This window comes from Spirosoma luteolum (assembly GCF_054778875.1).
The window spans coordinates 262,249-289,122 of the sequence record NZ_BAAGZE010000006.1; the positions used below are offsets into that span (position 1 = coordinate 262,249).

General features: G+C 59.3%; 21 protein-coding genes. 5 read left to right on the forward strand and 16 right to left on the reverse strand.

All coding sequences use genetic code 11. The annotated features are described in order from the left end of the window. Positions 1-18: 18 nt before the first annotated feature. From ACYVAC_RS11690 to lpxK, 7 genes are all read right to left on the reverse strand, one after another. The gene (locus ACYVAC_RS11690) at positions 19-1,326 is read right to left on the reverse strand and encodes a bile acid:sodium symporter family protein (RefSeq protein WP_461097856.1); all 1,308 of its coding nucleotides are present in this window, start codon (positions 1,324-1,326) and stop codon (positions 19-21) included. 43 nt (positions 1,327-1,369) lie between these two features. After that, positions 1,370-2,881 (reverse strand): SusD/RagB family nutrient-binding outer membrane lipoprotein, encoded by a 1,512-nt coding sequence (locus tag ACYVAC_RS11695; RefSeq protein ID WP_461097857.1) that lies wholly within the window; start codon positions 2,879-2,881, stop codon positions 1,370-1,372. 96 nt (positions 2,882-2,977) lie between these two features. Continuing rightward, the gene (locus ACYVAC_RS11700) at positions 2,978-6,460 is read right to left on the reverse strand and encodes a SusC/RagA family TonB-linked outer membrane protein (protein WP_461097858.1); all 3,483 of its coding nucleotides are present in this window, start codon (positions 6,458-6,460) and stop codon (positions 2,978-2,980) included. Between the two features lie 90 nt (positions 6,461-6,550). After that, a complete protein-coding gene (locus ACYVAC_RS11705) occupies positions 6,551-7,558 on the reverse strand; it encodes a FecR family protein (protein WP_461097860.1) in 1,008 nt (335 codons plus the stop codon). Positions 7,559-7,649: 91 nt separating this feature from the next. Then, positions 7,650-8,207, reverse strand: coding sequence for an RNA polymerase sigma factor (locus ACYVAC_RS11710; protein WP_461097861.1), 558 nt, complete (start codon positions 8,205-8,207; stop codon positions 7,650-7,652). Positions 8,208-8,435: 228 nt separating this feature from the next. After that, a complete protein-coding gene (locus ACYVAC_RS11715; protein ID WP_461097862.1) occupies positions 8,436-10,415 on the reverse strand; it encodes a putative porin in 1,980 nt (659 codons plus the stop codon). Positions 10,416-10,467: 52 nt separating this feature from the next. Then, positions 10,468-11,556: a tetraacyldisaccharide 4'-kinase gene (lpxK, locus tag ACYVAC_RS11720; RefSeq protein ID WP_461097863.1), complete on the reverse strand. Its 1,089-nt coding sequence runs from the start codon at positions 11,554-11,556 to the stop codon at positions 10,468-10,470. A 98-nt stretch (positions 11,557-11,654) separates the two neighbouring features. Between lpxK and ACYVAC_RS11725 the strand changes: the two genes are divergently transcribed. Continuing rightward, the gene (locus tag ACYVAC_RS11725) at positions 11,655-12,752 is read left to right on the forward strand and encodes an o-succinylbenzoate synthase (protein WP_461097864.1); all 1,098 of its coding nucleotides are present in this window, start codon (positions 11,655-11,657) and stop codon (positions 12,750-12,752) included. 77 nt (positions 12,753-12,829) lie between these two features. Here ACYVAC_RS11725 and hemF read toward each other — a convergent pair whose 3' ends face one another. Continuing rightward, complete coding sequence (gene hemF, locus ACYVAC_RS11730; protein ID WP_461097865.1) at positions 12,830-13,741, reverse strand: oxygen-dependent coproporphyrinogen oxidase; 912 nt, start codon at positions 13,739-13,741, stop codon at positions 12,830-12,832. A gap of 41 nt (positions 13,742-13,782) precedes the next feature. Continuing rightward, positions 13,783-14,409, reverse strand: coding sequence for an AlbA family DNA-binding domain-containing protein (locus ACYVAC_RS11735; RefSeq protein ID WP_461097867.1), 627 nt, complete (start codon positions 14,407-14,409; stop codon positions 13,783-13,785). Positions 14,410-14,706: 297 nt separating this feature from the next. Between ACYVAC_RS11735 and ACYVAC_RS11740 the strand changes: the two genes are divergently transcribed. Then, positions 14,707-15,144, forward strand: a complete 438-nt coding sequence (locus ACYVAC_RS11740) for a response regulator (protein WP_461097869.1) — start codon at positions 14,707-14,709, stop codon at positions 15,142-15,144. A gap of 70 nt (positions 15,145-15,214) precedes the next feature. Here the strand turns inward: ACYVAC_RS11740 and ACYVAC_RS11745 are convergent, their stop codons facing one another. Continuing rightward, complete coding sequence (locus tag ACYVAC_RS11745; protein WP_461097871.1) at positions 15,215-17,284, reverse strand: glycoside hydrolase family 3 protein; 2,070 nt, start codon at positions 17,282-17,284, stop codon at positions 15,215-15,217. 210 nt (positions 17,285-17,494) lie between these two features. Here ACYVAC_RS11745 and ACYVAC_RS11750 point away from each other — a divergent pair, with 210 nt between their 5' ends. Next, complete coding sequence (locus ACYVAC_RS11750; protein ID WP_461097873.1) at positions 17,495-20,032, forward strand: PAS domain-containing protein; 2,538 nt, start codon at positions 17,495-17,497, stop codon at positions 20,030-20,032. Positions 20,033-20,039: 7 nt separating this feature from the next. Here ACYVAC_RS11750 and ACYVAC_RS11755 read toward each other — a convergent pair whose 3' ends face one another. From ACYVAC_RS11755 to ACYVAC_RS11765, 3 genes are all read right to left on the reverse strand, one after another. Beyond that, a complete protein-coding gene (locus ACYVAC_RS11755) occupies positions 20,040-20,987 on the reverse strand; it encodes a cation diffusion facilitator family transporter (RefSeq protein WP_461097874.1) in 948 nt (315 codons plus the stop codon). 39 nt (positions 20,988-21,026) lie between these two features. Then, entirely contained in the window at positions 21,027-22,307 is a 1,281-nt protein-coding gene (locus ACYVAC_RS11760) for an Hsp70 family protein (protein ID WP_461097875.1), read from the reverse strand. 228 nt (positions 22,308-22,535) lie between these two features. Beyond that, on the reverse strand, positions 22,536-22,946 hold the full coding sequence (locus ACYVAC_RS11765; RefSeq protein ID WP_461097877.1) for a hypothetical protein: 411 nt from the start codon (positions 22,944-22,946) through the stop codon (positions 22,536-22,538). Between the two features lie 349 nt (positions 22,947-23,295). Here ACYVAC_RS11765 and ACYVAC_RS11770 point away from each other — a divergent pair, with 349 nt between their 5' ends. Both ACYVAC_RS11770 and ACYVAC_RS11775 read left to right on the forward strand, forming a co-directional pair. Beyond that, positions 23,296-23,529, forward strand: a complete 234-nt coding sequence (locus tag ACYVAC_RS11770) for a DUF433 domain-containing protein (RefSeq protein ID WP_461097879.1) — start codon at positions 23,296-23,298, stop codon at positions 23,527-23,529. A gap of 114 nt (positions 23,530-23,643) precedes the next feature. Further along, positions 23,644-24,006 (forward strand): hypothetical protein, encoded by a 363-nt coding sequence (locus ACYVAC_RS11775; RefSeq protein WP_461097881.1) that lies wholly within the window; start codon positions 23,644-23,646, stop codon positions 24,004-24,006. Between the two features lie 330 nt (positions 24,007-24,336). On the opposite strand, the gene ACYVAC_RS11780 is transcribed toward ACYVAC_RS11775, so the two are convergent. The 3 genes from ACYVAC_RS11780 to ACYVAC_RS11790 form a co-directional block, all read right to left on the reverse strand. Continuing rightward, entirely contained in the window at positions 24,337-25,005 is a 669-nt protein-coding gene (locus tag ACYVAC_RS11780; RefSeq protein WP_461097882.1) for a response regulator transcription factor, read from the reverse strand. Positions 25,006-25,140: 135 nt separating this feature from the next. Then, positions 25,141-26,211 carry a T9SS type A sorting domain-containing protein gene (locus tag ACYVAC_RS11785; protein ID WP_461097884.1) on the reverse strand — a complete coding sequence of 357 codons (1,071 nt, stop codon included), beginning with the start codon at positions 26,209-26,211 and terminating at the stop codon, positions 25,141-25,143. Between the two features lie 127 nt (positions 26,212-26,338). Beyond that, positions 26,339-26,605 (reverse strand): hypothetical protein, encoded by a 267-nt coding sequence (locus ACYVAC_RS11790; protein WP_461097885.1) that lies wholly within the window; start codon positions 26,603-26,605, stop codon positions 26,339-26,341. Between the last annotated feature and the right edge of the window lie 269 nt (positions 26,606-26,874).

The following is a 26,874-nucleotide window of genomic DNA, read 5'->3' on the forward strand; positions in this document are numbered from 1 at the left end:
GATAACGGGACGACAGGGTTATGGGGAGGTGGGCACAGGCTGGGTCGGGAGCGGATCGGTGGCGGGCACGGCCGGCGTGCGGTTGCGCCACCAGTTGGCCAGGGTAGACCCCGACGTATTCATGAGCGGCCCGAAGATGGCGGGAGCCAGCCCGGTTGTGGCCAGCTGCCCCATCTGCAGCGCCAGTCCCGACGCCATACCGGCGTTCTGCATCCCGACTTCGAACGCCACCGACCGGCTCGACTGCTCGTCGAGGCCCACCAGGCGACAGGTCCAGTAGCCCAGTACGTAGCCCAGGGTGTTGTGCAGCAAGCAGGCCAGCAGCAGCAGCAGTCCCACGTCGAGCAGACTCTGCTGGCCGGCGGCCGTGATGATGGTGACGATAACGGTGATGCCTACCATCGACAGCAGCGACAGCACCCGGTCGAGCGTTTCGCGCCGGCCACCGGCCATCCGATTGAACAGCCAGCCGCCCACCATTGGCAGCACCAGAAACCAGAGCCCGTTCCATAGCGTTCCGGTTATCGGATCAGTGCCCCCCGTGCGATAGCCCAGGTAGTTTTTGAGGCCGATGATGGCCGCGTAGACCGCTACCTGCAGCGCAATGCTCCGGCGCGTTTGTTGGCCGTAGGCAAAGGCATTAAACAGCAGCCCGGCCACGATGGGCAGGATGGTGATGTTCAGAATTTCCATCATCATCTTCCAGAAATCGACCGGCACAAACTGCCCCGCCAGCAGCTTGAGCAAAGCGGGGGTGACGAAGGGCGACAGCAGGGTCGAAAACGCCGTTACCGTGATCGACAGCGGCACGTTGGCCCGGGCAATAAACGCCATCACGTTGGAAGCCAGCCCGCTGGGCGAGCAGCCCACCAACACAATACCCATGGCAATGGCAGGAGGCAGCGGCAGCAGCGTGGCCAGCAGGTAGCCGATTAGCGGCATAATAACGTAGTGGCTGCCCACCCCTACCAGCACGCCCTTTGGATTTTTCAGGATGCCGGCAAAATCGTCGAGACTCGACTGCGACCCCATGCCAAACATAATGAGCTGCAGCAGCGGAATAATGAGCTTCTTAAGCTCGAAACCGCCCCAGTTCTGCAGCCAGTCGGGGTGGTACATAGCCAGCGCCACCGCCACCGAGATCAGCACCGTAAACGACAGGCCGGCATAGGCCGGAAAACGGCGGACACCGATTGCCAGCAGCAGCAGACCGCCGATCACGAGCCAGTCGGTCGAGGCCCCGTGGCCGGTCAGCGCCAGTCCGGCAGCCAGGAGAAGCAGCACCCCGGCCAGCCACAGGGCCGGGGTGTGTAGTTTTGTCGTCATAAGTCGTAAGCTGTTTTCCGCAAAACCCACCGAACGGGTCGGTTTACTTATCCCAGAATACCCGCGTGTCCAGATCGTCGGCACCCTGCCGCGCCACGGCCGCGCCGTAGTTGGTTGCATTGACCGACTGTTCGTTGGAGGGATAGGTGAGCCGCCGGATAAAATCGCCCTTGAGGGTTTTGCCCGGGTAGCGGTTGGGGGTCAGCACCGGAAAGCCGCTCCGGCGCCAGTTGGCCCAGGCCTCGGGGCCATTCAGGAACGAGGCTACCCAGTACTGGTTGTTGATCTGCTCCAGCGCTTTGCCCGAATCGAAGGGGTTAGCGGCCAGGAACGCCTGGATGTCGGCAGGCGCTATCGTGGCCGACGCGTCATATTCCTTCAGCTGGTTCATGTGGGCCGTTACCCCCGCCGTGTAGTAATCGACGGCCTTGCCGGTGGTCCAGCCGCGCTGGGCGGCTTCGGCCAGCAACAGCTGGGTCTGGGCGTAGGTAATAAAGTGCTGGGGCGCGTCGATTTTGGCCACCGTACGCCGGTTCAGCTGCGAGTATTTCCAGCCGCCCGTCCCCACTGTACCGGGGTAGTTGGGTGCCGTTGGTATCGAGCCATTGTCGTAGCCGAGGGGCATCCCGATCTGGGCGGCCGGGCTGTTGTCTTCGGTGGTGGCCGATGGGTCTTTCGATGGTTCGGCATATTTGGTTGCGATGAACCGCAGCCGCGGGTCGGCCGTTGCTTTCAGGTAGTCGACAAAGGGCTGGGCCACGTAGAAGTTGGCTTTCTCGGTGCCGTTCCAGAGGTTGGCCAGCGGACTGTTGAAAATGCTGGTGTACTGAATTTTGGCGTTGTCGTCGTTCGACTGCATAACCCCGCCCTGCACCGCCTTCTGCACCAGCGCCTGTGCCCGGGCCGCATCGACTTTAGACAGGCGCATGCCCAGCCGCAGCAACAGCGAGTTGCCCAGCCGTTTCCATTTGGCCACGTTGCCCTGGTAGAACAGATCGCCCGTTTCGATGCGTTTGCTGGCGTCGAGGGCCGTGGTCGCCTGATCGACCTCGTTGATCAGATCGGCGTAGATATCCTGCTGGTTGTCGTATTTGGGCAGGTTGATCCCCTGCAGGTAAGCCAGCCCGGCTTCTTTGTAGGGTACATCGCCGTAGGTATCGACCAGCATCTGAAACACGTAGGCCCGCCAGATACGCGCCATGTTATAGAGGTTACTGCGGCTGGGGTCGTCCTTAGTCTTGGCCAGCACATCGGCCAGCAGTTTGTTGGGCCCCGTGTAGAAGGTGTTCCAGTTGGCGTTGGTATTGGCGCGGTTGTCCTGGTTGTAGTTCCCGCCGTTGTTGACCCCGCCAAAGGGCGTGACAATCTGCTGCACGATGGCTTCCTCGTAGATGATCGTCTGGGCGGTCATGGAGGTCGAAAATTCGGCGTTGGTGAACAGGTATGAGGGGTCGATGGTCGTCGATTGTACCGGATTTTTATTGATATCCTCAAACCCTTTATCGCAGCTGCTCAGGCCGATGCCCAGCAGTGTCAGGATTACGATTGCTTTCATTGGTAGTAGGTCCAGTTAAGTCTCATGAATTGGTGCCCGCCGGGGGCGGAGTCGGCCCGATCGGCCGCGAACGCCCTGCCCCGCTCCCGGCCCGTCTTACAGCTTGATGTTCAGGTTAAAGCCGTAGCTGCGCGTGGTTGGCAGTGAGTGCGTTTCGATACCCTGAATGTTATCCGATGCGCCGTTGATGGCTTCGGGATCGAGGTTGTCGATGTATTTTTTGATCAGCAGCACGTTGTTGCAGATCGCCGACAGGGTCAGGCCTTTCACGAACGATTTGTTGACGAAGCGCGACAGGTCGTAGCCGATCGACAGGGCCCGCCAGCGCACAAAGCTGCCATTGTAGATAAAGGGCTCGGCCATGTTGGTGCTGCGGTAGCTCGAGTAGAAATCTTCGGCTTCGACGGCCTTGGTATTGGGTGTACCGTCGGCGTTGACGCCGGCAAATACCACCCCGCCTTCGCGCCCCACCAGCGATGCCTGCGACAGCCCGTGCCGCAGGAAGTTGAGGTTCGAGTTGGAGATGATTTTGTTGCCCGCCTTGAAGTCGACCTGGGTGAAGATGCGGAAGCCCCGGTAGTTGATGGTGTTCAGCCAGCCGCCTGTCCATTTCGGAATGGCGCTGCCGAAGGTAGTAACCGGCCCCTGCACGGGTTTCCCGCCCGACACGATGATCTGCCCCTGGGCGTCGCGTTTATAGGCAAAGCCCCGCAGCGATGCCATCGGCAGGCCCACTTCGTGCCACACCTCGCCGAAGAAATCGCCCGTACCCACCCGCACACGATCCTGGCCGTTGGCCAGCGCCAGCACCTTGCTTTCGTTGTAGGTCACGTTGAAGGTGGTTTCCCACGTCAGCCGGTCGCGCTTGACAGGCACCAGCGTCAGCAGCATCTCGACGCCCTGGTTGCGCAGCCGCCCGATGTTTACCTTCGTTTTATCGTAGCCCGACGCGTTGGAAATATCGACGTTCAGAATCTCATCCACGGTGTTCTTGCGGTACACGGCCATGTCGAGATTGACCCGGCTGTTGAACAGGCGTAGTTCAAGCCCAACCTCCGCTTCTTTTACTTTCAGTGGCCGCAGGTTGGCGTTGGGGCTCACGGCTCCGCTGATGAAGCCCAGCCCCTGCCCCTGTATAGTGTTGGCGTTGACACCGTAGTAGAGGTTGTTCTGGTACGGATCGGTATCACCCCCTACCTCGGCGTAGGCCCCGCGTATTTTGGCGTAGTTGAGCCAGTTGGGCCGGCTTTTCAGGGCCTCGCTCAGCACCAGACTCCCACTGATCGACGGGTAGAGGTAGCTGTTCGACTCCGGGTTAAGAGTCGAAAACCAGTCGTTGCGGCCCGTTACGTTCACAAACAGGAAATTCTTGAATGAGAATTCGGCGGCTCCGTAGAGCGAGTTCACCTGCTTCTTGCTGTAGTAGTACTGGGGGTCTTTGGTAACCCCGTTGGCGATGGTATAGAGCCCCCGGATGTAGAAGTTGGTGGCCGACGCGTTGTTGTTGGTGTATTCCTGCGTGAGCTGGTTACCGCCCAGCGTCAGGTCGACGCCAAAGTTGCCGAACGTGCGGTTGGCCCCGATCAGGAAGTCGGCATTGAGCTCACGGAACGTGCTGGTTTCCTGGTAGAATACGCCGTTGAAGGTACCGGCGGGCGCGGCCGCAATGGAGCGGGTGCCGGTGGGCCGGTTATAGTCGTACGGACGGGTGTAGTAATCCTGTCCGATCCGGCCCTGCGCGTAGAGCCAGGGCGCAAACTGGTACCGGACAGTTCCGTTGCCGAACAGGCGGTCGCGGTTCACGTTTTCGGCCCGGTCGTAGGCTACCCAGTAGGGGTTGTTGCGGTTGGTGAAACGCGAGGTTGCCCGCTCGTAGCCGTTAGCATCGTAACGCCCGTTTTCAAGCGTCGCCATGTCGACCGTCGTCGCCGTGGTGTACACGGTTGTGTTGGCGTTCATGTCCTGCAGCCCGATCTGGGGCGGGTTGTGGTTATACTCCTTCGAGTAGTTCGCATTCAGCTGTACCGACAGCTTGTCGGTAAACTGATGGGTCAGGCTCAGGTTAATGATTTTCTTGTGAAAATCGGAGTTGGGAATAATTGCCTTGGCGTCGGTATTGGAGAACGACAGCCGGAATCCGCCTTTCTCACTTCCCCCCGATAGCGCCACGGTATTGGTCCAGGTGGTGCCGGTGCGGTAAAACTTGCGGATGCGGTCGCGGCTGGGCTGGTAGGGCCGCGATACCCCGTCGAACTGGGGCGTCAGCTGGTCGTCTACCTTTTCGCCGAAGCTGAACACGCCCGAACTCTGGGCCTCGCCCACGGTGGTGGGGCGCTTGCCAAACTCGCCCTGCCCGTACTGATACTGAAAGTCGGTGTAGTCGAGCGCCTGATCGGCCGTGAAGTTGGAGTTCACCTCGACCCCGATGCCGGCACCCCGCCGGCCCGACTTGGTCGTGATGACAATGGCACCGTCTTTGGCCCGGAAGCCGTAGAGCGCAGCGGCCGTCGACCCTTTCAGCACGGTCAGGTTTTCGATATCGTCCTGGTTGATACTCTGCAGCCCGTCGCCGGCGTCGGAGGCCGAGCCACTGCGGTTGGTCGTTCCGTCGACGTCGCCCTGCCGGCTCGAGAAGTTGGTATTGTTGATGGGCACGCCGTTGACGATGATCAGCGGGGAGTTATCGCCCCGAAACGACGACTGCCCCCGAATCCGGATTTTGGCCGTACCGCCCGGTCCGCCCGTTGGCGCCGTTACGTTAACGCCGGCCACTTTTCCCTGCAGGCTGTTGCCGAGGTTGGTCGTGCGGTTGGTGGTAATCTGCTCGGTGTTGACGGTAGCCGTTGCATACCCTACCTTCTTCGATTCTTTCTTGATACCGAGGGCCGTCACCACCACCTCGTTGAGGTTCTGCGACGTTTCCTTCAGCACGATGGTCAGCTGGGTCTGGTTGCCCACGATTACTTCCCGGCCTTCAAAGCCGATAGCGCTGACAACCAGCACATCCGTTGGCGACGCGCTGATGCTGAACCGGCCGGCCGCATCGGTGGTCGTACCGACCTGGCTATTTTTGACCAGAATGGTCACGCCCGGTATGGCTACCCCCGCTGCGTCGGCCACCCGTCCCGTAATGGTCTGGGGCGGTGCGGGGGCCACGGCGTTTGGGCGCTCCGCACTGGTTGCCGGCTGAACGGGCAGCGTCGAACCCGGTGCGGCCGTTTGTTTATGCAGTACGATCCGGTCACTTACTTCCTCGAAGGTGATGTCGAGTGGTGTCAGCAGCTCGGCCAGCACCACCGACAACCGGCGGTTGACCACCGAAAGCGAAACCCGCCGGCCCGTCCGAACGGTTTGCAGGTTGTAGACGAACCGCACCCGGGCCTGCTTTTCAATCTGGGTCAGCGCCGTTTTCAGATCGACCGATTCGAGCGTAATCGAGATGGGCTTGTTGAGCACTTCCTGCCCCCGGGCCGCCCGCACGGGCGTTCCGGCCATCCAGACACTCAGCACCAGCATCAGACAAAGCCACACCCGACCGGTTGCCGATTGCCTGTTTTTTTCAGCTAAAGTTTTTTCCATAGTTACAATAGGTTTTGGGGTATTTACGGTTGCTAGTTAAGGGGAGCGTTGGATAGCACGGGGTATGCCCTGACGCCGGGTCCGGGCGGGTTAGGCCGAACAGCCTTTACCTTTGATGATGATACTGGTGCCGCGCACTTCATAATCGGCGTTGATCGATTTGCAGATCAGCTCGAGCTGACTGTAGAGGGGCAGATCGTTCAGGTCGGCACTGAGCAGGCAGCCGCTCAGGGCATCGCTTTCCACCACAATATCGATTCCGTAGCTGGCCTGCAGGCGGTTCAGTACAGCCGGCAGCGGAGTTTCTGAAAACACGAAGCTGACGGGTGTGCGGGCCGCAGCCACCGGTACAGGCTGTTCGACCAGCGTCGGCACCAGCTGCCGGTTACCGGCCGACCAGGCAATCCGCTCGTTGGGTTTCAGCACCACCTCCTGCCGGTCGGCTTTGGCGCGGTCGGCGGCTTTATAGACCGACACCCGACCGGTCATGACGGCGACCTCCACGTCGTGGACGTTCGGCATCGACTTCACCGTGAAGCTGGTACCGAGCACTTCGGTGATGAGTTCGCCGGCGTGAACGATAAACGGCCGCGCCGGGTCGCGCTTCACGCTGAAATAAGCCTCGCCCGTCAGCGACACCACCCGCTGGTTCGCTCCGAACCGGGCCGGATACGTCAGGCGCGCACAGGGTTTGAGCACCACCACAGTGCCATCGCTGAGTTGCACCGAACGGGGTTTCTGATCGGACTGAATCGTTTGCACCTGGCCGCTCAGGCGCGCTGCCCCCCCGGCCCGATTATCGACCTGCAGCCAGACCGAGGTGCCGATGGCCAGCGTCAGGCAGGCCGCCGTCACCCAGGCCATCGGCATCCACCGGCGTCGGCTATCGGGCGTTTCCCCAACCAACGGCAGATGCCGGGCCAGTCGCTGCCAGATCCGGTGGCGCATGGCCGTTCTGGCCGTGTTCTCAAGCGGGAGCCACACAGACTCATCGCGGGTCATATCGTCGTACCAGGCCAGAATCAGCTGCTCCTCCTGTGGGGTACACTGGCCCGCGAGGTATTTCTGCAGCAATTCGTCGAACTCGTGTTGTGACATGATCCAGATACGGTTTGGGCAGTTTGTTGAGTGGACTTCGAGCGGATCTATGACTGCCGCGCGGGCTGCCCGATGCCGACGGGTGAAACGGTCAGTTATCGGATTGAAACGCCCGCAGGTTTTCCTTGAGCAGCTTGATCGACTTGGTAATGTGGTATTCGACCGCCTTCTCGGTCAGGTTCATGCGCTGGGCAATGTCCCGTACTGACTGGTTTTCGAAACGACTCAGCCGGAAGATTTCACTGCTACGCTCGGGGAGTCGACTCATCACAACGGCCAGGGCTTCCGACAGATCGGTAAAATTGACCAGCTCTTCCGTAGCGAATGACTGCGTCAGCTGGGTAAGCAGCAGATGCTCCTGCAACCGGCGCTGGTTGATCTGGGCCTTGATGAAGTTGGTAGACAAGTGTTTGATGGCCACGACGAGGTAGGCACCTACGTGCGTCACTACGAGTTGCTGCCGCCGGTTCCAGAGGCTTTCAAATACATCGTGAACAAGTTCTTCGGCCTCCTCCCGCAACCCGATCCGGTGGTAGGCCACCGAATACAGCTTATACCAGTACCGGTCATACAGTGCTTCAAACGCAGCCGCGTCGCCCTCTTTGATCCGGGCGATCAGCTGATCATCAGAAACAGACGGAAGCTTCATAAACAAGGCCGACAGGGTTGACGTACGTATAGTCAACAATGTCGGCCTAATCCCTAAATACTTTTAAAAAATCTTTGTAAGAGGCAATTAATTCAATCTGTGGTCGGTAGCCGGGTTTTCGGTATACAGTATACAGTATACAGGAAGCCCAGCACTATATTCACCCTAATCAGTATACGGAGAACTGCATACCGAAAACCGAAAACTGAAAACTGAACCCCCGATTTCTTAGTCGAACAGATACCAGTCGACGCCGAAGGCAAAGCCACGGCGCATCTGCAGGAAGCCGGGCGCAACGAAGTAGCCGGGCTGAAAGACCCCCTGGTTGGCGTGGGTGAGCTTGACAAACAGGCGGGTACGGTTGATGCGCAGGTTGGCAAACAGATCGGCCAGCACGTAGCCCTCTACCTTCTGCTTGTTCTGCAGGTAATACTGCTCGGTAACGGGCATGTAGGCATCGGCCAGGTAAGGCGACTTGTAGTGCAGATCGACCCCCACCTGTATATACAGTACCTTGGCGTAGAGCAGTTCGTACTGAAACCGGGCATTCATGAAAAACGGCGGTGTACGCAGATAATCCGAGCGCGACTGCAGGGTGTAGTAGGCCTGCCCCGACGCCAGGAACTTACCTACGTTCAGCTGGTAGCCCAGACCCGTCCGCAGTACGCTAAACGAGCCGGGTGCCTGCCGCACCACCCCGGCGGTATCGAAATACACGTAGTTGCTCAACAGGTAATAGTCGAGCCCCGGCTCAAGGCGGAGTTTGCGGTAACGCAGGTTCAGCTTTCCGTAGGCGTGGTTGTAGCCCCGAAGGCTGAACCCTTCGTTGCGCCAGAAATAGATATGGCTCTGGAAGCGTTCTTCGAGCAGCGTAGGCTGTACCAGCACCGCCGAATAACCGGCCGTCAGCAGCCGGCTGGTCAGCTGCCCCTGCAGCCGGAACCCTCCGCCAATCTGATACTCGGCTTCGGCCGTTACCTGCGACAGACTGTCGGGGAAATAATAACCCAGCCAGCCCCCCAGAAACGTTTCGGACCGGCGGGTTTCGTATTCATTATAGCGCGTGTTGCTGGTGTTGTAGTTGGTATACTGTCCGTAGATCCGGCTGCGCAGATAAGCCCGGTAGTTAAACGCCGAGCCCCCGCGTCGGTACACGCCCTTGAGCCCGACCTGGTTTTCGAGCAGCCTGAACCGGGCATCGACCACCACCCGCGACGTATCGCCCAGAATAGACGGGTAAAAAGCCGCGTTGACGGCCAGCGTGGTATCCTGGTAAAAATTGGTGTGCCGTTTATAGTCGAGCCGGTGAAATACCTGGATGCCCTGATCGAGTACAAACTGCTGGTAAGCGTGCCAGTCGTTGCGAATCTCGTTGCTGCGCGGTCCGCCCAGGTTTACCCCGCCCCCCGTCAGCCGGGCATCGCCCGTGTAGTTGTAGACAATCGTTTCGCCCGTGACTGACGTACCCGACAGCACGCCCCCCTGGTCTTCGAGGGTGTGATTCATATTGGTAAAGTTCAGCAGCAGCGTGTACTTCTCGTTTTTGGAGCGGTAGTTGGTATGGGCCAGCACACTCCAGTTCTGCGCCAGCAGCTTGCTGGGGTCGTTGGAGCCACCCGTACCGAACTGCTTCTGCGAGGTGAAGCGTTGCACCGCAAAGCCCACGTTCCAGCGAGGGGTTATATTCTGGGCAAAGTCGAAGCGCAGAATGTTCTGGTTGCGGCCGCCCAGCGCCACGTACATATCGGTAAAGGGCGATTTGGTATCGAAGTACTTCACGCTCTGGGGCTGGTAGCCGTAGGCATCGAACGCATTGTAGCCGGTCTGAGCGCCCAGTTGCTGCGGCACCGCCACGAATACCGGCCGCATGGGTGTGCCCAGGTTACCCAGATCCTGGTACATGTTCTGGCTGCGCTGCACGTACAGAAACCGGTGCACCTCGTCCATGGTCGTATCGACGGGATAGCGCGTCCGCCGGTTGTTCAGCACATCCTCCTCGAGTATGTAGCGGGTGGTGGTGGGCCCGTAGATCACTTTCGTCGAGTCGTCGATGCCCGAGGGGCTGCTGTTGGTGCTCGACATGGGCTGTGTGGCCCCGAAGCCCGTGTTTCCGAAGCCGGTATTACCAAATCCACCGGGTATCTGCTGCCCCAGGGCGACCCCCGCGATGCCCAGAAACAGAAGCAGGAACTGTATGCGTTTATTCATTGCCGTAAAAGTACGTCAAAAGCCCGTTGGGCCGATTCGCCCCCGGGGCCGGTTAGGCTTTTTTAAGAAACCCGCGGCCCGATTCGTCGGCCGGATAGCGCGCGTCGAAGGCGTTGAGCAGGGCCTCGAACGCCTTCCCGGATTCGCCCAGAAACTGCACCGCCACCGGCAGGTAATACAGCGGCAGCGCGGTCAATTCGGCGGGTGTCAGCAGGGCACTCAGCTTCACCCAGTCTTTCTCGGTGGTGAGCAGGGCCGCGTCGGCGGGTAATCTGGCCAACAGACGATCGAGGTCGGTACGCCGGTAGGCATAGTGGTCGGCGAAGCGGTGGTGGTGCACCAGCGAAAACGAGGTTTGTACGTACCGCTCGAGGGGGTCGGCATTGGCCAGCCCCGACACCAGCACCACCCGGTCGAGCGCCGGGTTAGGCTGCCCCGTGGCGAAGGCGGTCGGCTGGCCGTAGCGCAGGCCGGCAAACAGCACCGGCACACCCGGCCGGGTGTAGACCCCGATCCGTTCGGCGATGGCGGCCTGCCCGGTTGCCGACAGGTCTTCGGGGCATTTGGTAACAATCACGGCATCGGCCCGTTGGGCGCCCCACCGGCTTTCGCGCAGCCGCCCTCCCGGAAAGGGCCGGTCGGCATAGAACGGGCGGTTGTAGTCGGACAGGAGCAGGTTGAGGTGGGGCGTTACGGCGCGGTGCTGAAAGGCATCGTCGAGCAGCACCCGGCGCAGGGCCGGAAACGCCTGCTGCATGTGCCGGATGGCATCGGCCCGACGTTCGCCCACACACACCCGCACCCGCTGTCCGTACGTACGGTAGAGTTGCAGCGGTTCGTCGCCCAGGGTGTCGGCCGTATCGTCGGGCGAGGCTACCCGGAAGCCCTTCGTCCGGCGGCCGTAGCCCCGGCTCAGGGTGGCCGTCTGGTCGGGGCTGGCGGGGGGCTGGGCGGTGTACCGTTCAATCAAATACGCCACCATCGGCGTTTTTCCGGTGCCGCCAACGGTTAGATTTCCCACGCTGATAACCGGAACATCGGGCTGCCAGCTGGAAAACAATGCCTTGTCGTAGAACGCATTACGCAGCTGCATAACCCAGCCGTATGCCAAACTAAAGGGTACCCCTATGTTGCTGACCACCAAATCTGTGCCTAATAATTTCGTAACATTGCCCTTGTCGCGCAGTCAAAAGTAGTACTTTTAGGATTGCGAACAGCCCCCCAATACCCCGCCACCTGATGAGTCTGAAGGCCGACTACCTGAAGTATACGTTGCACTTTCGCTTCGAAGCGGGTACGTCGCGCGGTACGCTTACCGAGAAAACTTCCTACATCGTCCGGCTCATCGACGACGAGCAGCCGGGCGTGATCGGCTATGGCGAATGCGGCCCGCTGAAAGGCCTGAGCTACGACGACCGGCCCGATTTTGAAGCCTGCCTGCAACAGTGCTGCCAGCTTTTCAACGACCTCGATCTGCAACTGTTCAGCTGGAACGTGCCCATCGTACTCAACCAGCTGATCGAGCCTGAATTTCCCAGTATCCTGTTTGGGTTCGAGACGGCCATGCTCGATTTTCTGGGCGGGGGCCAGCGGGTGCTGTTTCAGAATGAGTTTTCGGCCGGGCAGCGCCCCCTGCCCATCAACGGCCTGGTCTGGATGGGCACCGAAGCCTTCATGCGCCAGCAGATCGACGAGAAGCTGGCCGCCGGCTACACCACCATAAAACTCAAAATCGGGGCCATCGACTTCGAGCGCGAATGTGATTTACTGGCCAGTATCCGGGCGCGCTATACGCCCGAACAGATCACCCTCCGGGTCGATGCCAACGGCGCGTTTAGCCCCGACGAAGCCATGCACAAGCTCGAGCGGCTGGCTACCTACGGGCTGCACTCCATCGAACAGCCCATCCGGGCCGGACAGCCCGACCTCATGGCCGACCTCTGCCGGTCGACCCCCGTACCCATTGCCCTCGACGAAGAACTGATCGGGCAAATGGAATACGTGCATAAGTTTCGGCTGCTGCGCAAAATTCAGCCGCAGTACATCATCTTGAAGCCAACGCTGCTGGGCGGCATGCGCCACTGCGACGAGTGGATCGAGCTGGCCGGCCGGCTGAACATTGGCTGGTGGCTGACCTCGGCCCTCGAATCGAACATTGGCCTTAACGCCATTGCCCAGTACACGGCCCAGTTCAAAAACCTGATGCCGCAGGGTCTGGGTACCGGGCAGCTTTACCACAACAACGTCGACAGCCCCCTGCGCATCGAGCAGGGCCACCTGCTGTACGACGCCAGCCAGCCCTGGAACCTCACGCCCATCGATCAGCCCAACCAGTAAGCCATCCTGCTGAGCGGTAGCGCAACCAACGCGTTGACGAACCCGAACCCAGTTGTGCCGGGCCGGGCCGTCGTTGCCTATACCCAGTCGATGCCTTTGACCAGTTTCGACAGCGTATAGGCCTCAGGGGTAGCGGGTTGCGTCTGAAAATCATAGACCCAGTTGGCCTGCGGGGGCATGCTCATCAGAATCGATTCGGTACGGCCGTTGGTTTCGAGGCCAAACTTGGTGCCGCGGTCCCAGACCAGATTGAACTCCACATACCGCCCCCGCCGTAACAGCTGCCACTGTTTCTGAGCCTCGCCATACGGAAGATTGCGGTTCTGATCCATAAAATGGGTGTAGATCGGCGCAAACGCATTCCCCACATCCTGCACAAAGGAAAACAGGGCCGCTTTATGATCGTTATCGGCGGGTTTCAGGTAATCGAAGAAAATGCCGCCCACGCCCCGGGTCTCCTGCCGGTGCGGAATGTAAAAATAATCGTCGGCCCAGGCTTTGAATCGGGTGTAGTAAGCCGGATCGTGCCGGTCGCAGACTGTTTTCAGATACGTATGAAACCAGGCGGCATCGGCGTCGACCACGTAATGAGGGGTCAGGTCGATGCCCCCGCCAAACCAGCAGTGCCCGGTGCTCATCTCGAAGTACCGCACGTTCATGTGGATAATGGGCACGCAGGGGCTATGCGGGTGCAACACGATGGAAACACCGGTAGCGAAAAACTCGGCCGGTTCGGTCAGGTTGAGCGAGCGCAGCGTGGCTTCGGTAGCCTCGCCGTGCACAACCGAATAGCCAACTCCGCCTTTCTCGATTACGGCCCCACCCGCCAGCGTTCGGGACCGCCCCCCGCCACCGCCCGGACGTTCCCAACTGTCGGTGCGAAAACGGCCTGCGCCATCGGCGGTTTCGAGCGCTCCGCAGATCCGGTCTTGCAGATCGGCAAAAAAGGCGCTGATGGTTTCTTTGGTAATTTCCTGGTCAGTGATCATAACGGGGCAAAGTTCGCCCAAAAAACACGAAGTCGGAACGCTTAATCGGCCAGTTTGAGGGCATAGCGGGCCGGGCGCGGCTTGTCGACGACCAGCAGCAGCCCCTGCCCCGCCAGTTCCCGCAGCAGTTTGCCGGCCCGGTAGTCGGAGATGTTGATGAGCCTGGCGAGCTTTTCGGCGTTGATGAACTCGTTTTTACGGAGGTACTGAATCAGTGTTCGGACGGCGGGCGTTTTCAGTAGCTGCACGTCGCTGCGCTGCACATTGATAATGAGCTGGCTGGTCGGCACCGACTTGTCTTTGGCCCGGACGTAGATCGTGCGTCTGCCGTGTTCGTCGATGGCGTAGTGGGGTTTGTCGGCACTTTCGGCCACGGTGATAATCAGAATGGAGCGCCCGTCGGGCTTGAGCACTTCGTAGCTGACAGCCAGTGGCGGATCGACCAGCTGGTCGGTTGCTTCTTCGATCCGGCGCATTTCGCGCAGTTCCGAGGGGACTCCCATCATGCGCCCGTCGTCGGCCACGCCGATCAGCAGAGTGCCGCCGGCCGTGTTGGCAAAAGCGGCCAGGGTGCGGGCAATGCGGTGGGCCGCGGATATAGTCCGTTTAAATTCGAGCCGGGAGCCTTCTCCCTGCGCAATAAGGTCGTCGAGTTGGTTTCGGGTCATGCAGCCATAACAACGTGAGCCGGGCGATTGTCTCAGTCACGGCCTATTGGCCAGCCGAACCGCCCTCCCGAAAGTACCTTTTTTTGCGCATGCCCGCAACGGCCAGGTACCCGAAATTTCACGGATGGCTGGTACGCCAAATTCATCAGTCACGTCTGTATCTGAACGAGCCGGGGCCGGGCAAGGGCGGCTCCCGACCCAGCCGAACCTTATGCTGTTTCCGCTTTACTGAGTAATTGCAGAAGGTTTAGACAATTTTTACCTTCGTGTTACCGTAACCGATCCACTGAACATTGTATGAGACCCAAACCCTCCTCCGGGCCGTTCACCATCATCTCCGTTGATGATGATCCGAGCGTACATTCTTTCCTGCTTTTTGCCCAGCAAAAGGTTTTTCCGCAGGCTCAGGTTCATGCATTTCAGACCACCCACCAGCTTACCGAGCATATGCTCAGCGGCAGCCGGCCTAAGTCGCACTTGCTGCTGCTCGATCTTCACCTGCCTACCCGGACAGACGGTCTGCGCCTGCTGAAGCAGTTCAGAAATGATCCCAGGCTCAGACTGGTGCCGATCGTTGTTTTGTCAGCCTCGGATGAAAATGCCGATGTCGAAGCCGTTTATGACCTGGGCGGCAGTGCTTTTATGCAGAAACCCCAGACAATCGACGAATGGGTGCACATGGTAAGCGTACTGAAAGCGTACTGGTACGACACCGTAACGCTGCTGAACAAATAAGCCAGGAGCACCGGAGCCCGGCCAGCGTTCTGCTGGCCGGGCTCCCTAGTTTACGATGGCCGCTGCCTGGCTAGTAGGACAGTCCTTCGTCGTAGTTGAAAAGGGCATACCCCGCCCCTTCCCGGTAGCCGGGCACGTCTTCCTGCTGTCTGAGTACGGCGGCTTCTGAGATGGGGGTCGAAAACGGCATTTTACCCACCGGCCTGAAGGCTCCCCTGACCACGTCGAGCAGGGCGTCGGGAGTGGTACCAAACGTAGCCAGCACCCCCCGCACGCTGCCCCGGTCGGCATCGTCGTACACGTCAGCAATAACCCAGGGGTTGGTATAGTTTATGGCCAGAATGGTGGGTTTGCGGGCCATCAGCTCCTTCACATACGCGACATCCACGGCATTTTTCGACAGCTGCAGGCTCAGCGGACTACCATCCGAGGCAAACAGCGACTTCGACGTCGGCTTCAACCAGAGCAGAATAACGTCGGCTTCGTCGGGGGTCTTTACAAAAGTCAGCCCCGTGGCGCTGGCGTTGCCCATAATGACCTCGCCAGGCCCCTGGGTCGCCCCGCTGCGCTTCTGATACGATTCGAAATACACTTTTGTCCCGGCCTTCAGCGGCAACAGCGACCCCTGGTTCCGCAGCAGCACGATGGATTTGCGATGCGCCAGATCGGCCCGGGCCTGAAACCGCGCGTTACCCACCAGCCGCTCGGCTGCGTCGACATCGACGTACGGATTTTCGAACAGCCCCAGCTCAAATTTTTCCATCAGCAGCCGCAGTACCGAGTCATCGATCAGGCTCATGGCTACCTGACCAGTCCGGACGGTTTCGAGCAGCACCGTTGGGTCGGCCGTTCCCGAGTACAGGTTTACGCCGGCTTCGAGCGTCCGCTTGTAGCGTTCGGAAACCGTCAGTTTTTCGGCGCCCCAAGGCATCATCTCGATTGGCCCGGTGTCGGAGTTGATGATGCCCTTGAAGCCCAGCTTTGTCCGCAGCAGGTCGTGGATGATGGCCCGGTTGTAGGCATAGGCAATGGGTTCGTATTCCGTACCAACCGGCATCGAGTAATAAGGCATGATGGCCGACGTACCGGCGGCAATGGCAGCCTTAAACGGAATCAGGTTGTTGTTGAACCCATCGCCCGGAAATACTTCTTCCTTGCCCCAGTCGAAGTGCGGGTCCTGCCCGCCTTTGCCCGCCCCTCCGCCGGGAAAGTGCTTGGTGGTCATGGCCACCGAAGCGGGGCCCAGCGACCGCCCCTGAAAACCAAGTACCACCTCGGTAATGATCCGGGCTACCCAGTCGGCATTTTCGCCGAACGTGCCCTCGACCCGCTGCCAGCGCGGCTCGGTGGCCAGATCAGCCATGTACATATACCCTTTGCGCAGGCCCACGGCGGCCCACTCCTGCCGGGCAATGTCGGCAAATTCGCGTATCAGCCTGAGGTCGCGCGTGGCCGACAGCCCCAGCTCGCCGGGCCAGGCCGAAAAAACCGTTTTGCCCACACTGGTACCAAGCGCAGCCGCGTTCGTAACGTGGTTGCGAGGATTAGAGGCTACCAGCGCCGGAATACCCAGGCGCTGCGCTTCGCAAAGCGTTTGCAGCCGGTTGGCCCATTCGGCCATGACGCGGGCCGACGTATTGGCCCGCAGGATGAAATGACGAAGATGAAACTGGCTTACGCCTTTGGTCGTACCGGCTGCGGTCATGATGGGTGTAGGCAGCCGTTTCCGGGTAAACATGTTCTGCTCCGTAACCAGATCGGTTTCGTTGAACTCACCGGTAATGGGATCGGTGTTTTTGGGCGCTTCGAACGACCAGTCGTTTTTGAGCCGGGTGGTACTGATCAGCATAAACCCCACTTTTTCCTCGAGGGTCATCTGTGCCAGCAGATCACGGCTTCGCGCATCGGCCGGCAACCGCCAGTCTTCGTACGGGTCGAGCCGGCCGTTGCGGTTCAGGTCTTTAAATTGCAGCCCGCCCACCGTCAGCGGCTTTACCGATCGCATCCCCAACACGGGCTGCCGGGATGCCCCGGTAGTTATGGCAGGCGAAACAGTGGCAGGCACGCGGGCCTGGTCGACAACGAGTGCTACCAGCCCGGCAGGCAGCAGCAGACTGCTCAGCAGTAGGATGTGTTTCATAGGGTTTACTGGCGGGTTTTAGTTGCTTCTGAAAGTCAGACCCACTGAGCATTTACTGAACCCTCGGAACGCCAGCTGACACTAACTTTATGGCGCTACCGGTACATACTTGCGCGTAAGCCCGTATTTTGCACTCCCCTTTCTTACTCAACGCCATACTGACTCCTTTTCCCTATCGATAAAGAGGACGTTGGGCATACTACCCTTACCGTGGATACTCCTGCTTCCTCTGAACGACCCCAATTCGTTGCCGGCAACGGCGAGATGAGCCAGCTGATTCAGCAATACGACTGGGCGCAAACCTGGCTTGGTCCCATGTCCAGCTGGCCACAAAGCCTGAAAATCACCGTTCGGCTCATGCTTGGGTCGGCTTTCCCCATGCTTCTGTTCTGGGGAGATGAGCTGACCTGCTTCTATAACGATGCCTACCGCCCCAGCCTGGGTAGCAACGGCAGGCACCCGGCCATTGGTCAGCCCGCCCGAACCGTATGGCCCGACATCTGGGACTTTATTAGTCCCCTCATCGGTCGGGTTATGACCAGTGGCGAGCCCAGCTGGTTTGAAGATCAGCTCGTGCCCATTTATCGCAACGGACGGCTGGAGGATGTGTACTGGACCTTCAGTTACAGCCCCGCCTACGACGACGATGGTCTTATTGCCGGCGTACTGGTCGTCTGCACCGAAACAACCTCCGCTGTGCAGAGCCGGCAGCACTTACTGCGCAGTCAGCTGCGCTGGAGCAACCTTATTATGGAGTCGCCGGTAGCCACGGCGGTCTACGCCACCCGCGAGCTGATTATCGATACCGTCAATGAGGCTATGATTCGGGTATGGGGCAAAACTCCGGCGGTGCTCGGTATGAAGCTGGCCGATGCACTGCCCGAGCTCGATGGACAGCCCTTTCTCGATTTGCTGCGCGAGGTATATGATACCGGCGTTCCCTACCAATCGAGCGAACAGGTCGCTTACCTGATGGTAAACGGCCAGCTGACAGCCTCGTGGTTCACGTTTTCGTATAAGCCCCTGCTGAACGATCAGCAGGAAGTATACGCCATTCTGAATGTGGCGGTCGACGTTACCGAACGGGTACTGGCCAATCAGCACATTCGGGAAAGCCGGCAGCAACTGCTTGACTCCTTCGAGCAGGCTCCCGTTGCCATTGCCATGCTCGACCGTACCGACCTGCGGTTTCTGATGGCCAATACGCGGTACGCCAATCTTACCGGTCGCCAGATCGACGCCCTGATTGGGGTACCAATGCTGGAAGCCCTGCCCGAACTGGCCGATCAGGGTTTCGACACCCTGCTCTACCAGGTTATCGAGACGGGTGTTGCCTACAGTGCCCGCGAAGTGGCCGCTACCGTGATGCGTCACCAGCACCTCGACACCATTTATGTCGACCTGACCTATCACCCCCAGCGCGACACCCGCACCAACGAGATCATCGGGGTACTGGTTGTAGCCATCGACGTTACGCAGCAGCTGATGGACCGGCGGGCGATCGAGGAAGCGGAAGCGGCCCTGCGGGGCGCTATCGAACAGGCCGAGCTGGCCACCTGGCGCGTCGACATCCGGCAAAACCGACTCTACTGCTCGGAACGGTTTGGCTACTGGCTCGGTATCGATGCAGACACCTGTCCGGTCGAGCGGGCGTTCGATCAGATTGTTCCGGAGACCGCGCGGGAAGAGGCACGAGCAGCCTTACAGGAAGCCATTCGTCCCGGCGGTACCGGCCGTTACCTGAACGAGCACGCCATCAAAAACCGAAAAAACGGCAGCGAACGCATCATCCGCTCGCAGGCACAGGTATTGTATGACGATGCGGGCGAACCACTGCTGCTGTCGGGCACGGCGCAGGACGTTACCGACCTGCGCAATACCCAGCTGGCCCTCGAACGGCTGGTACAGGAGCGTACCGAAGAACTAATGGCGACCAACGAAGAACTGGCCGCACTCAATGAAGAATACCAGGCTACCAACGAGGAGCTGGAAGCTGCGAACGAGTTATACAGCCGGTCGAACGAAAGCCTGCGGCATTTTGCCTACGTGGCCTCCCACGATCTGCAGGAGCCCCTGCGTAAGGTGCAGCAGTTCGGCGATCTGCTACAGCACGAATACGGCGACAAACTGGGCAACGGCCTGCCTTACCTCGAGCGGATGCAGGCGGCTGCCGGTCGCATGTCGGCACTGATCAAAGACCTGCTCAGCCTGTCGCATCTCTCCACCCAGCAGCGACCCCTGGGCAGTGTGCCGCTGTCCGACGTGTTTAAAACCGTTATGACCGACCTGGAACTGCGGATTCAGGAAACACAGACCACGATTGACATCGGCCCACTGCCCACTGTGCAGGGCGACCGGACTCAGCTGGAGCAATTGTTTCTGAACCTGCTCTCCAACGCTATAAAATTCCAGCAGGTCGACGCTACGGGCACCCCCATTCCACCCCACATCCACATCGACTGTCGGACTCTTGCCTATGCCGATTTGCCCGCTACGGTGCGCGTTGCCCGGCCGGCCGGCACCTTCTATCAGCTGGCTGTGCGCGACAATGGAATTGGCTTCGACGAGAAGTACCTCGACCGGATTTTTCAGGTTTTTCAGCGGTTGCACAGCCGCGCCCAGTACAATGGCACCGGCATCGGGCTGGCCATCTGCGAACGGGTGGCCACCAACCACGGGGGTGGTATCACGGCGGCCAGCAAGCCCAGCCAGGGAGCTACGTTTACCGTGTATCTGCCCGTACAGTGAGCCCCTGTCAGGCTTGCGCGGCCGTTAGATCGGGGCCCGGCCGGTTCGGTACCGTTTCGGGTCGGCTGGGTTCGATCAGCAGCCGCCTGATGCGGGGAAAGTCGTGCTGAACCGTTTCCCGGATCCGGGCAATGGCATCGGTAAGGGCGCGGGTGGTCAGGCCCTCCTGAAACTCGATGCTCAGCATCAGAAACACCTCCTCCGGCGCCATGTACATCGACGGCGCCTGCAGCACCCGCACCACGGCCTCATCCGTTTCGACACGGGCCACCACCTGCCGGATGGCTGCCGGATCGGCACTTTCGCCCATCAGCAGGCTCCGGCTTTCGCGGGCCAGCACCAGTGATACCGCCGTCAGAATCAACCCGATAATGATCGATGCCGCTCCGTCGAGATACGGGTTATTCAGCTGATGGCTCAGCCACACGCCCAGAAAAGCCACGATCAAACCCAGCAGGTCGGCGGCATCTTCAAACAGCACCACAAAGGTAGAGGGGTCTTTACTGCGCCGGACAGCCGTCCAGAATGGCTGCGGGCCCCGTTCCCGGTTGAACTCGCGGAACGCCGTGACAAACGAAAACCCGTCGAAGGCAAAGGCCAGCCCCAGCACGGCGTAGTTCCAGACGGGGTCGGTAAGTGGTTCGGGGTGCTGCAGGTGTGTGATCCCTTCATAGAACGAAACGCCACCCCCCACGCCAAAAATCAGAATCGACACGATAAAGGCCCAGAAGTAAAGCTCCTTGCCGTAGCCAAACGGGCGCTGCTCGTCGGCCGGACGCTGGCTGCGGGCGATGCCGCGCAGCAGCAGTACCTCGTTGAGCGAATCGACCAGCGAGTGAATGCCTTCGGAAATCATGGCCGAACTACCCGTGAAGGCAGCCGCCACGAATTTGGTAATGGCGATGGCTACATTGGCGGCCAGGGCACTGTAGATGGGGGTTTTGGATGCGGGCATGGGTGGGCAGACTACATCCTACTCCAACCGGGGCCGCTCTTAATTGTTTACCGGCACCGATACCCGGCCAAATTTGTACTGGCTATCGTAGGCCAGCCCCAGCCCCACGCTCGACAGCTTGTTTTCCTGCGCGATGGCCGCCCCCGGAAACAGGGTCCGGAAAGCCGTCTGTACCGATTGTACTTCGGTAGAGCCCCCCGTCAGAATCACCAGCTCGATCGCGTCCGGCCTAACACCCGCATCGTGCAGGCACTGCTGCGCCGACGCCAGAATCAGGTCTACCTCGGGCTGGATGGCGGTTTCGAAACGGTCGCGGCTGATGGGAATGGAAAATCCCGGTTCGATGAAATCGAGCGGGGTGTTTTCGTCGGCCCGTTTGCTCAGCGTAACTTTGGCTTCTTCGGCGGCAGCCAGCAGGGCATGGCCGGTTTCTGTTTCGAGAACCTGCAGCAGCCGCCGGTAGCGGGGTTTATCGTGCGATTCGTGCAACAGCTGCCGCACCTGCATCAGGGTGCGGGGCGTGTACAGAAAGTTGACTTTGCTCCACTCCGCCAGATCATGAAACGGCTTGAGCGGCACCTCCAGGTTTTTGCCTCCGTAGGTAGACCGGTAGCCCAGTTCAGGCATGATAGCGGCCAGACTCAGGGCTTTGTCGAAGTCGTTGCCACCAACCCGTACGCCCGTGCTGGCCAGAATATCGGACGAGCGATCGGGCCTGGCGATATACTGTCGGGAGAGCCGGATCACCGTGAAATCGGCCGTTCCCCCACCCAGATCGACCACGATGGCCAGCTGCTCTCCGCTCAGTTTTACCTCGTGGGCAAAGGCGGCCGCAATGGGTTCAAACTGAAATTCAACCGCCGTGAACCCCACCCGATTGGCCATTGCCTTCAATTCGGCCTGGGCCTGGGCGTTGGCCGCCGGGTTGTTGTCGACAAACTGCACGGGGCGACCCATCACGACCTGCTCGATGGGCTGACCGGCCCCCAGTTCAGCCTGCTGCTTCAGGTGCTGCAGGAAGCCCGTGATAATGGTCGGAAAATTCATGGCCGCGCCGTTGACCATCGTTCCCTGCTTCATGAGCGGAGTACCCAGCACCCGTTTCAGACTGCGCATGAACCGGCCTTCCTCCCGGTCGAGAAAGCGCTGGATGGCACTCCGGCCGTAGCTGGCCCGGTTGTCGGTGGCGCGGAAAAACAGGGCGCTCGGGATTGTAACGTGCCCATCCTCGACCGGCATCAGGTCGACCTGACCCGCGCGGGCGATGGCAATACTGGAGTTGGAGGTACCGAAATCGATGCCGCAGGAAATTGGTGTCATGGGCAGGTGGCGCCGGCCCCGGGTGCCGCCGGTCAGCCCGTTCAGGGCGTGTCTGGGGTATGCGGGGGGCGTAGTTTGCGTAAAAGGGGGACAAATGTACCGCCAAAAATCGGCTTTTGCGCACCGTAGCCCTTTATCGGCCAGCGTCCGCCCGGCCTTACACCCAAAAAAAATCGGTGCGAAGGATGTATATCCCGCGCACCGATCGACCACTGCTGGCCAGAAAAGCTAGTTTGTGCTCAGCACCGTTGGTCCATCCGGATACTGCACGTCGATGTTGTCTTCCGCCGTGATGAACACCTTCGTCGGCTTGTCGGTCGTAACGGCACTCAGGTGCCCCTTCACCGCCTTAGACAGCAGACCCGATGTCGGATTGATCTGCCCCAGCTTCTTAGCCGAGGTATTGTCGAGCTGCGCCCAGACCACGTACAGGCCCTTGGGGGGCGTTAGTTTCTGAGCCTCCGCCAGATTCAGCACGTCGACATCGATGGTGTAGTTGTTGTTTTTGTCTTTTCGAACCGATACCTCACCCGATGCGCCCGGGACGATGGTCGAGTTGGTGAATTTCATGTTGGGCGTGCAGGCCGTGAGCAGCCCGCCCAGAAGCAGCGTAGTAAGAAAGAAATAGACCGTTTTCATAAGCGTGTGTACTAAAGGTGAACCGAAGGTGGCCCGAATCAATTGGACCAGCCGCCGTTTGGTTTATAAACTACGCCTGCGGCAGATAGTTGGGCTTACTCTGGCAATAAATCCATCGCAGACCCGGCTGGCCGCGCCCTGACCACACCGCCCCGATGCCCCCGGCTGACCAATATCAGGCGTTCAGCAACCGCCTGTCATAATTAAATCCGTCGTCATGATCGTGTTTTGATCTATATCCTTAGTTTTGGTCAGGCTATTCCATAGAGTAGCTTAAATTAGTCTGATCCATACCAACCGTTGCCGGCGATTTCGAGTCGTTGGGCAATAAATCTTCCTGCATGAATCCATGAATTTACTCGACGTTACCTGGGAACGCGAAGTGCGCCAGAGCAGCATTGTTATTCTGCCCTGTGACGACAGTTATCTGAAAGGCAGCGACATTAAAGTCTCGGCCATTATTCACCAGCTTGCCTTTGGGGAGGGGTTTGGTAAGCTGATGCATCAGTACCCCGGCCTTACCGAAGCCGATCTGCGGGCCTGCATGCTGTTCTCCTACCTGCGGGCTATACAAAAAGTATAGAGTTCCATTATTTCCGTGAAACCGTTACCCTGCCAGCTACGTGGTCGGCGGGTAGCGGCTCTGCGGCCGAACACATCCTTTTTTCCTATCCCATCGCATCAGGCCCACGTCATTATGACTCGTCTGTTCTACACTTTCCTGTTTATTGGCGCTGTTGGCCTGTCCGATACAAAGGCCCAGCTTTATGTCAACGGCAATCCCATCGATTCTGCCACTGTCTATTGCCAGCTGTTTTGCCAGAACGTGACCCCGTTGTTGCCCGCGCGCGTGGCCATCGACTACGGGCAACCGTTCCAGCTGTATCGGGCTCTTCGGCGACAGAAGATAACAGGACCTGATAAGAAACCCGTTTTTTTTGAATCGGCTGCCGGTGCGCTGAATTTTATGGATCGGAACGGCTGGGAACTGGTTTCCTTTCAGACGAACCTGTCGACGTACACCTACCTGTTGCGGAGACGCCCGCCCCTGCGTCGATAGCCCGGCCGCGCCAGACGGCGCACCGCAACGGTGAGGCTTTTTCATTGCCAACAACGTGGTGGTGGCAAACACCACGCAGGGCTACGTGGCCGCAACCATTGTCTGCAGCTCTGAAAGCCAGCGGCAGGTTACGTTTCGCAACAACGAGTTTTAGTGTCCGGCCCGCTGCGATCGAAGCGATAAAGGGCTCAACAGCGATGGCAGCCGCGGCCTGACCATCTACATGGTTACGCAGTCGGGTACGGTACTGACCATCTGCTAAGGCAATAGCGGGCTGCGGCACGCGTCTGGTCACGAAAGCCGCCTGCTTTCGTTCATCCCTTGCAGCGCCTATTGCGGGGCTCCGATCGTATACCCTTTTCCCACCACAGTCCGAATCAGGGGCTGATCGAACGGACTGTCGATCTTTCGACGCAACATACTGATGCACAACTGCGCACAGTTCGGCTTGACCCGCCCCTGCCAGACCAGCGCCAGCAGCTGCAGACACGACAGTATGTGCCCCGGTCGCTGCATAAGTACAGTCAGCAGCTGATATTCGCGCCGGCTCAGCGGAATGGTGCGCCCCTGCCGATAGGCCGTCTGCCGGGCGATGTTCAACCGCAGATCGCCCACATCGAGCCAGGCCGGTTCGGTCTGGTGCTGCTGTTCGATAGCCAGTAACCAGTCGCTGAGCCCGGCCCCGAAGCGGGGTCGGGGCATAAAGGCCGTGGCCCCGGCCAGCCGGGCCCGCTCCTCTTCTCCTTCGGACCGGGGGGTACCCAGTACCAGCACCGGCACCGTACTGCCCGCAGCCCGCAGCGACCGGATCAGTTCAAAGCCACCAATGCCGGGCAGGTTGGGCGTCAGAATAACGCCCTGGTAGGAACGTTGCCGGAACAGCCGCCAGCCAATAAATCCGTCGTAGGCCACATCAGCGGTGTGCTTTGTGGCGTCGATGGTGTCGAGGATACCCGGAATTTGGCGGGTGTCGCTTTCGATCAACAGGAAATGCATCATCGGGTCTGGATCAGTACACAATCGTCAGTACCCGGCTTCAAGCCCGGCCGTTGCAGGCCAGCCCCTGTTTTACTGCACAAGCAGCGCCCTGGTCAACTGGCCGGGGCGCTGCTTGTGCTGCCTGCCGGACAGTGACTAGCGCCTGATAAGCTTGAGTGTCTGCGTCTGGTTGGGTGTCACGACTGTAAGCAGGTAAATACCGGGGGTTGCACCCAGCCGCACCACATTTCGCTCCACCACATCGGCCTGTTCGATGTGCAGCTGACTGATGGTTTTGCCACGTTCGTCGGCGATGCGCAGGTCGAGCGGTTGCCCCAGGGCTCCATTTACCTCCACCGACACGCTTTGATCGATGCCCGGATTGGGCATCGCCACCACCCGAAACGTCGAGACAACCTCATCGGCCGCGCGCCGGGCCCCCAGCGGACAGCTGCTGACCCAGTTGAATGCATAGGTAGCCTCGCCCGGCGTACCGGCCTGGGTTGCTTTAAGGGTCACCACCGGATTGTCGCGGTAAACGCTCATGGTGTAAGGCCCCGCAGCGGTAGTGGGTACCAGTTCGTTGGCTACCCAGAATGTGATCGGCTGACCGCTGACGCCCGTGTACTGGGGGGTAAACGTTATCCGCCGTTGATTGCCATCGCCGACGGTGCAGGTTACTCCAGTGATGCCGATGAAACTAAAAACAGACGGGGTGCCAGACTGATCGATCCGAACCAGTCTGAAACGGTTATTGGCATCCAGGTAGCGGCCATACAGTCCGTTGTTGAAAATGGTCAGGACAGATGCTCCGAAGAAGCCCAGGCCATTGTCGGGGTTGGGAAGCAGGGTTAGGCGCTGACCATCGTATTTGGCCAGGTGCCCAACTCCGTTCCCGCTGTACTGTACATAGATGGCATGGTCGAACGCCACCATATTGCCGTATACGCCGGGATTGGTATCCGGGTTGTCGATAAGGGTTAACCGCGTCCCGTCGAACTTGACGAGGCATCCTTTGCCACGTGCATCCACATAGCGCCCATACAGCGCGTTATCCATTTCAATCAGGGGCTCAAATGAACCATTGTTGAACGGATCCGTATAGCCGCCCCCATTGTCTGGGTTGGGCATCATGGTTACTGTTTGTGCCGAAAGCACCGGGCTGATCAGGGAGCTACCCACGATCAGGCCGGCCATGCACAGGTGTCTGCGTAGCAATTTATTCATGACCTTATGGAGTTAGAAACTCAAAACTACCCTGAATCCGAGTGAATTGTGTGCCTACTCCGGGGCCATTCAATAAGGTTGTTTTAAAACGACCGCCCGCCGGGCCTTTGCCAGACGAAGGTGGCTCTCAGTTGGCCCGTGGACCGGTTCGGGTGCTGGCGACCCGGCTGTGAAGCGGCTGCATGGACCGGCGCCGGGACGGTGCAGAACCGGCTGGATTATCGGCATCTGTATCGGCTACGACGCTGAAAACCAGTGCCAGCAATGCCAGAATCAACAGGGCATGAATCAGCAGACCCAAGTGAAGCGATGTCAGCCCGAAGGGATCGAATACAAAGCCCAGTCCCCAGGCAGTTAACAGTACGAAGGACGTGTTTTTGCAGAAGGTATACATAACAGTACGGTGGACAGGTAATAATCAGACGCTATTCGTACGCTTCAGCCAGCAGGATGACCCAATCGGCCTACGAAACAAATAACACTATTATTACACTAAGTTATACTAATTCAATAAAACAGAAAACTTGTTATCAGAATTTTCTGGAAAAATTCAATCAAAACGAAATGGTTATCCTACCCAGTTCTGAACATGATCATAGCCGTTACCAGACTGACGGACGACTATGACCAGTTTCAAGGCCGGTATGGCCCGGTCGCTACTTG

Excerpts from the sequence above, each read along its gene's own strand:
- ACYVAC_RS11690 (WP_461097856.1), bottom strand. The coding sequence starts at position 1,326 with ATGACGACAAAACTACACACCCCGGCCCTGTGGCTGGCCGGGGTGCTG.
- ACYVAC_RS11695 (WP_461097857.1), bottom strand. The coding sequence starts at position 2,881 with ATGAAAGCAATCGTAATCCTGACACTGCTGGGCATCGGCCTGAGCAGC.
- ACYVAC_RS11700 (WP_461097858.1), bottom strand. The coding sequence starts at position 6,460 with ATGGAAAAAACTTTAGCTGAAAAAAACAGGCAATCGGCAACCGGTCGG.
- ACYVAC_RS11705 (WP_461097860.1), bottom strand. The coding sequence starts at position 7,558 with ATGTCACAACACGAGTTCGACGAATTGCTGCAGAAATACCTCGCGGGC.
- ACYVAC_RS11710 (WP_461097861.1), bottom strand. The coding sequence starts at position 8,207 with ATGAAGCTTCCGTCTGTTTCTGATGATCAGCTGATCGCCCGGATCAAA.
- ACYVAC_RS11715 (WP_461097862.1), bottom strand. The coding sequence starts at position 10,415 with ATGAATAAACGCATACAGTTCCTGCTTCTGTTTCTGGGCATCGCGGGG.
- ACYVAC_RS11725 (WP_461097864.1), top strand. The coding sequence starts at position 11,655 with ATGAGTCTGAAGGCCGACTACCTGAAGTATACGTTGCACTTTCGCTTC.
- hemF (WP_461097865.1), bottom strand. The coding sequence starts at position 13,741 with ATGATCACTGACCAGGAAATTACCAAAGAAACCATCAGCGCCTTTTTT.
- ACYVAC_RS11735 (WP_461097867.1), bottom strand. The coding sequence starts at position 14,409 with ATGACCCGAAACCAACTCGACGACCTTATTGCGCAGGGAGAAGGCTCC.
- ACYVAC_RS11740 (WP_461097869.1), top strand. The coding sequence starts at position 14,707 with ATGAGACCCAAACCCTCCTCCGGGCCGTTCACCATCATCTCCGTTGAT.
- ACYVAC_RS11745 (WP_461097871.1), bottom strand. The coding sequence starts at position 17,284 with ATGAAACACATCCTACTGCTGAGCAGTCTGCTGCTGCCTGCCGGGCTG.
- ACYVAC_RS11755 (WP_461097874.1), bottom strand. The coding sequence starts at position 20,987 with ATGCCCGCATCCAAAACCCCCATCTACAGTGCCCTGGCCGCCAATGTA.
- ACYVAC_RS11760 (WP_461097875.1), bottom strand. The coding sequence starts at position 22,307 with ATGACACCAATTTCCTGCGGCATCGATTTCGGTACCTCCAACTCCAGT.
- ACYVAC_RS11765 (WP_461097877.1), bottom strand. The coding sequence starts at position 22,946 with ATGAAAACGGTCTATTTCTTTCTTACTACGCTGCTTCTGGGCGGGCTG.
- ACYVAC_RS11770 (WP_461097879.1), top strand. The coding sequence starts at position 23,296 with ATGAATTTACTCGACGTTACCTGGGAACGCGAAGTGCGCCAGAGCAGC.
- ACYVAC_RS11775 (WP_461097881.1), top strand. The coding sequence starts at position 23,644 with ATGACTCGTCTGTTCTACACTTTCCTGTTTATTGGCGCTGTTGGCCTG.
- ACYVAC_RS11780 (WP_461097882.1), bottom strand. The coding sequence starts at position 25,005 with ATGATGCATTTCCTGTTGATCGAAAGCGACACCCGCCAAATTCCGGGT.
- ACYVAC_RS11785 (WP_461097884.1), bottom strand. The coding sequence starts at position 26,211 with ATGAATAAATTGCTACGCAGACACCTGTGCATGGCCGGCCTGATCGTG.
- ACYVAC_RS11790 (WP_461097885.1), bottom strand. The coding sequence starts at position 26,605 with ATGTATACCTTCTGCAAAAACACGTCCTTCGTACTGTTAACTGCCTGG.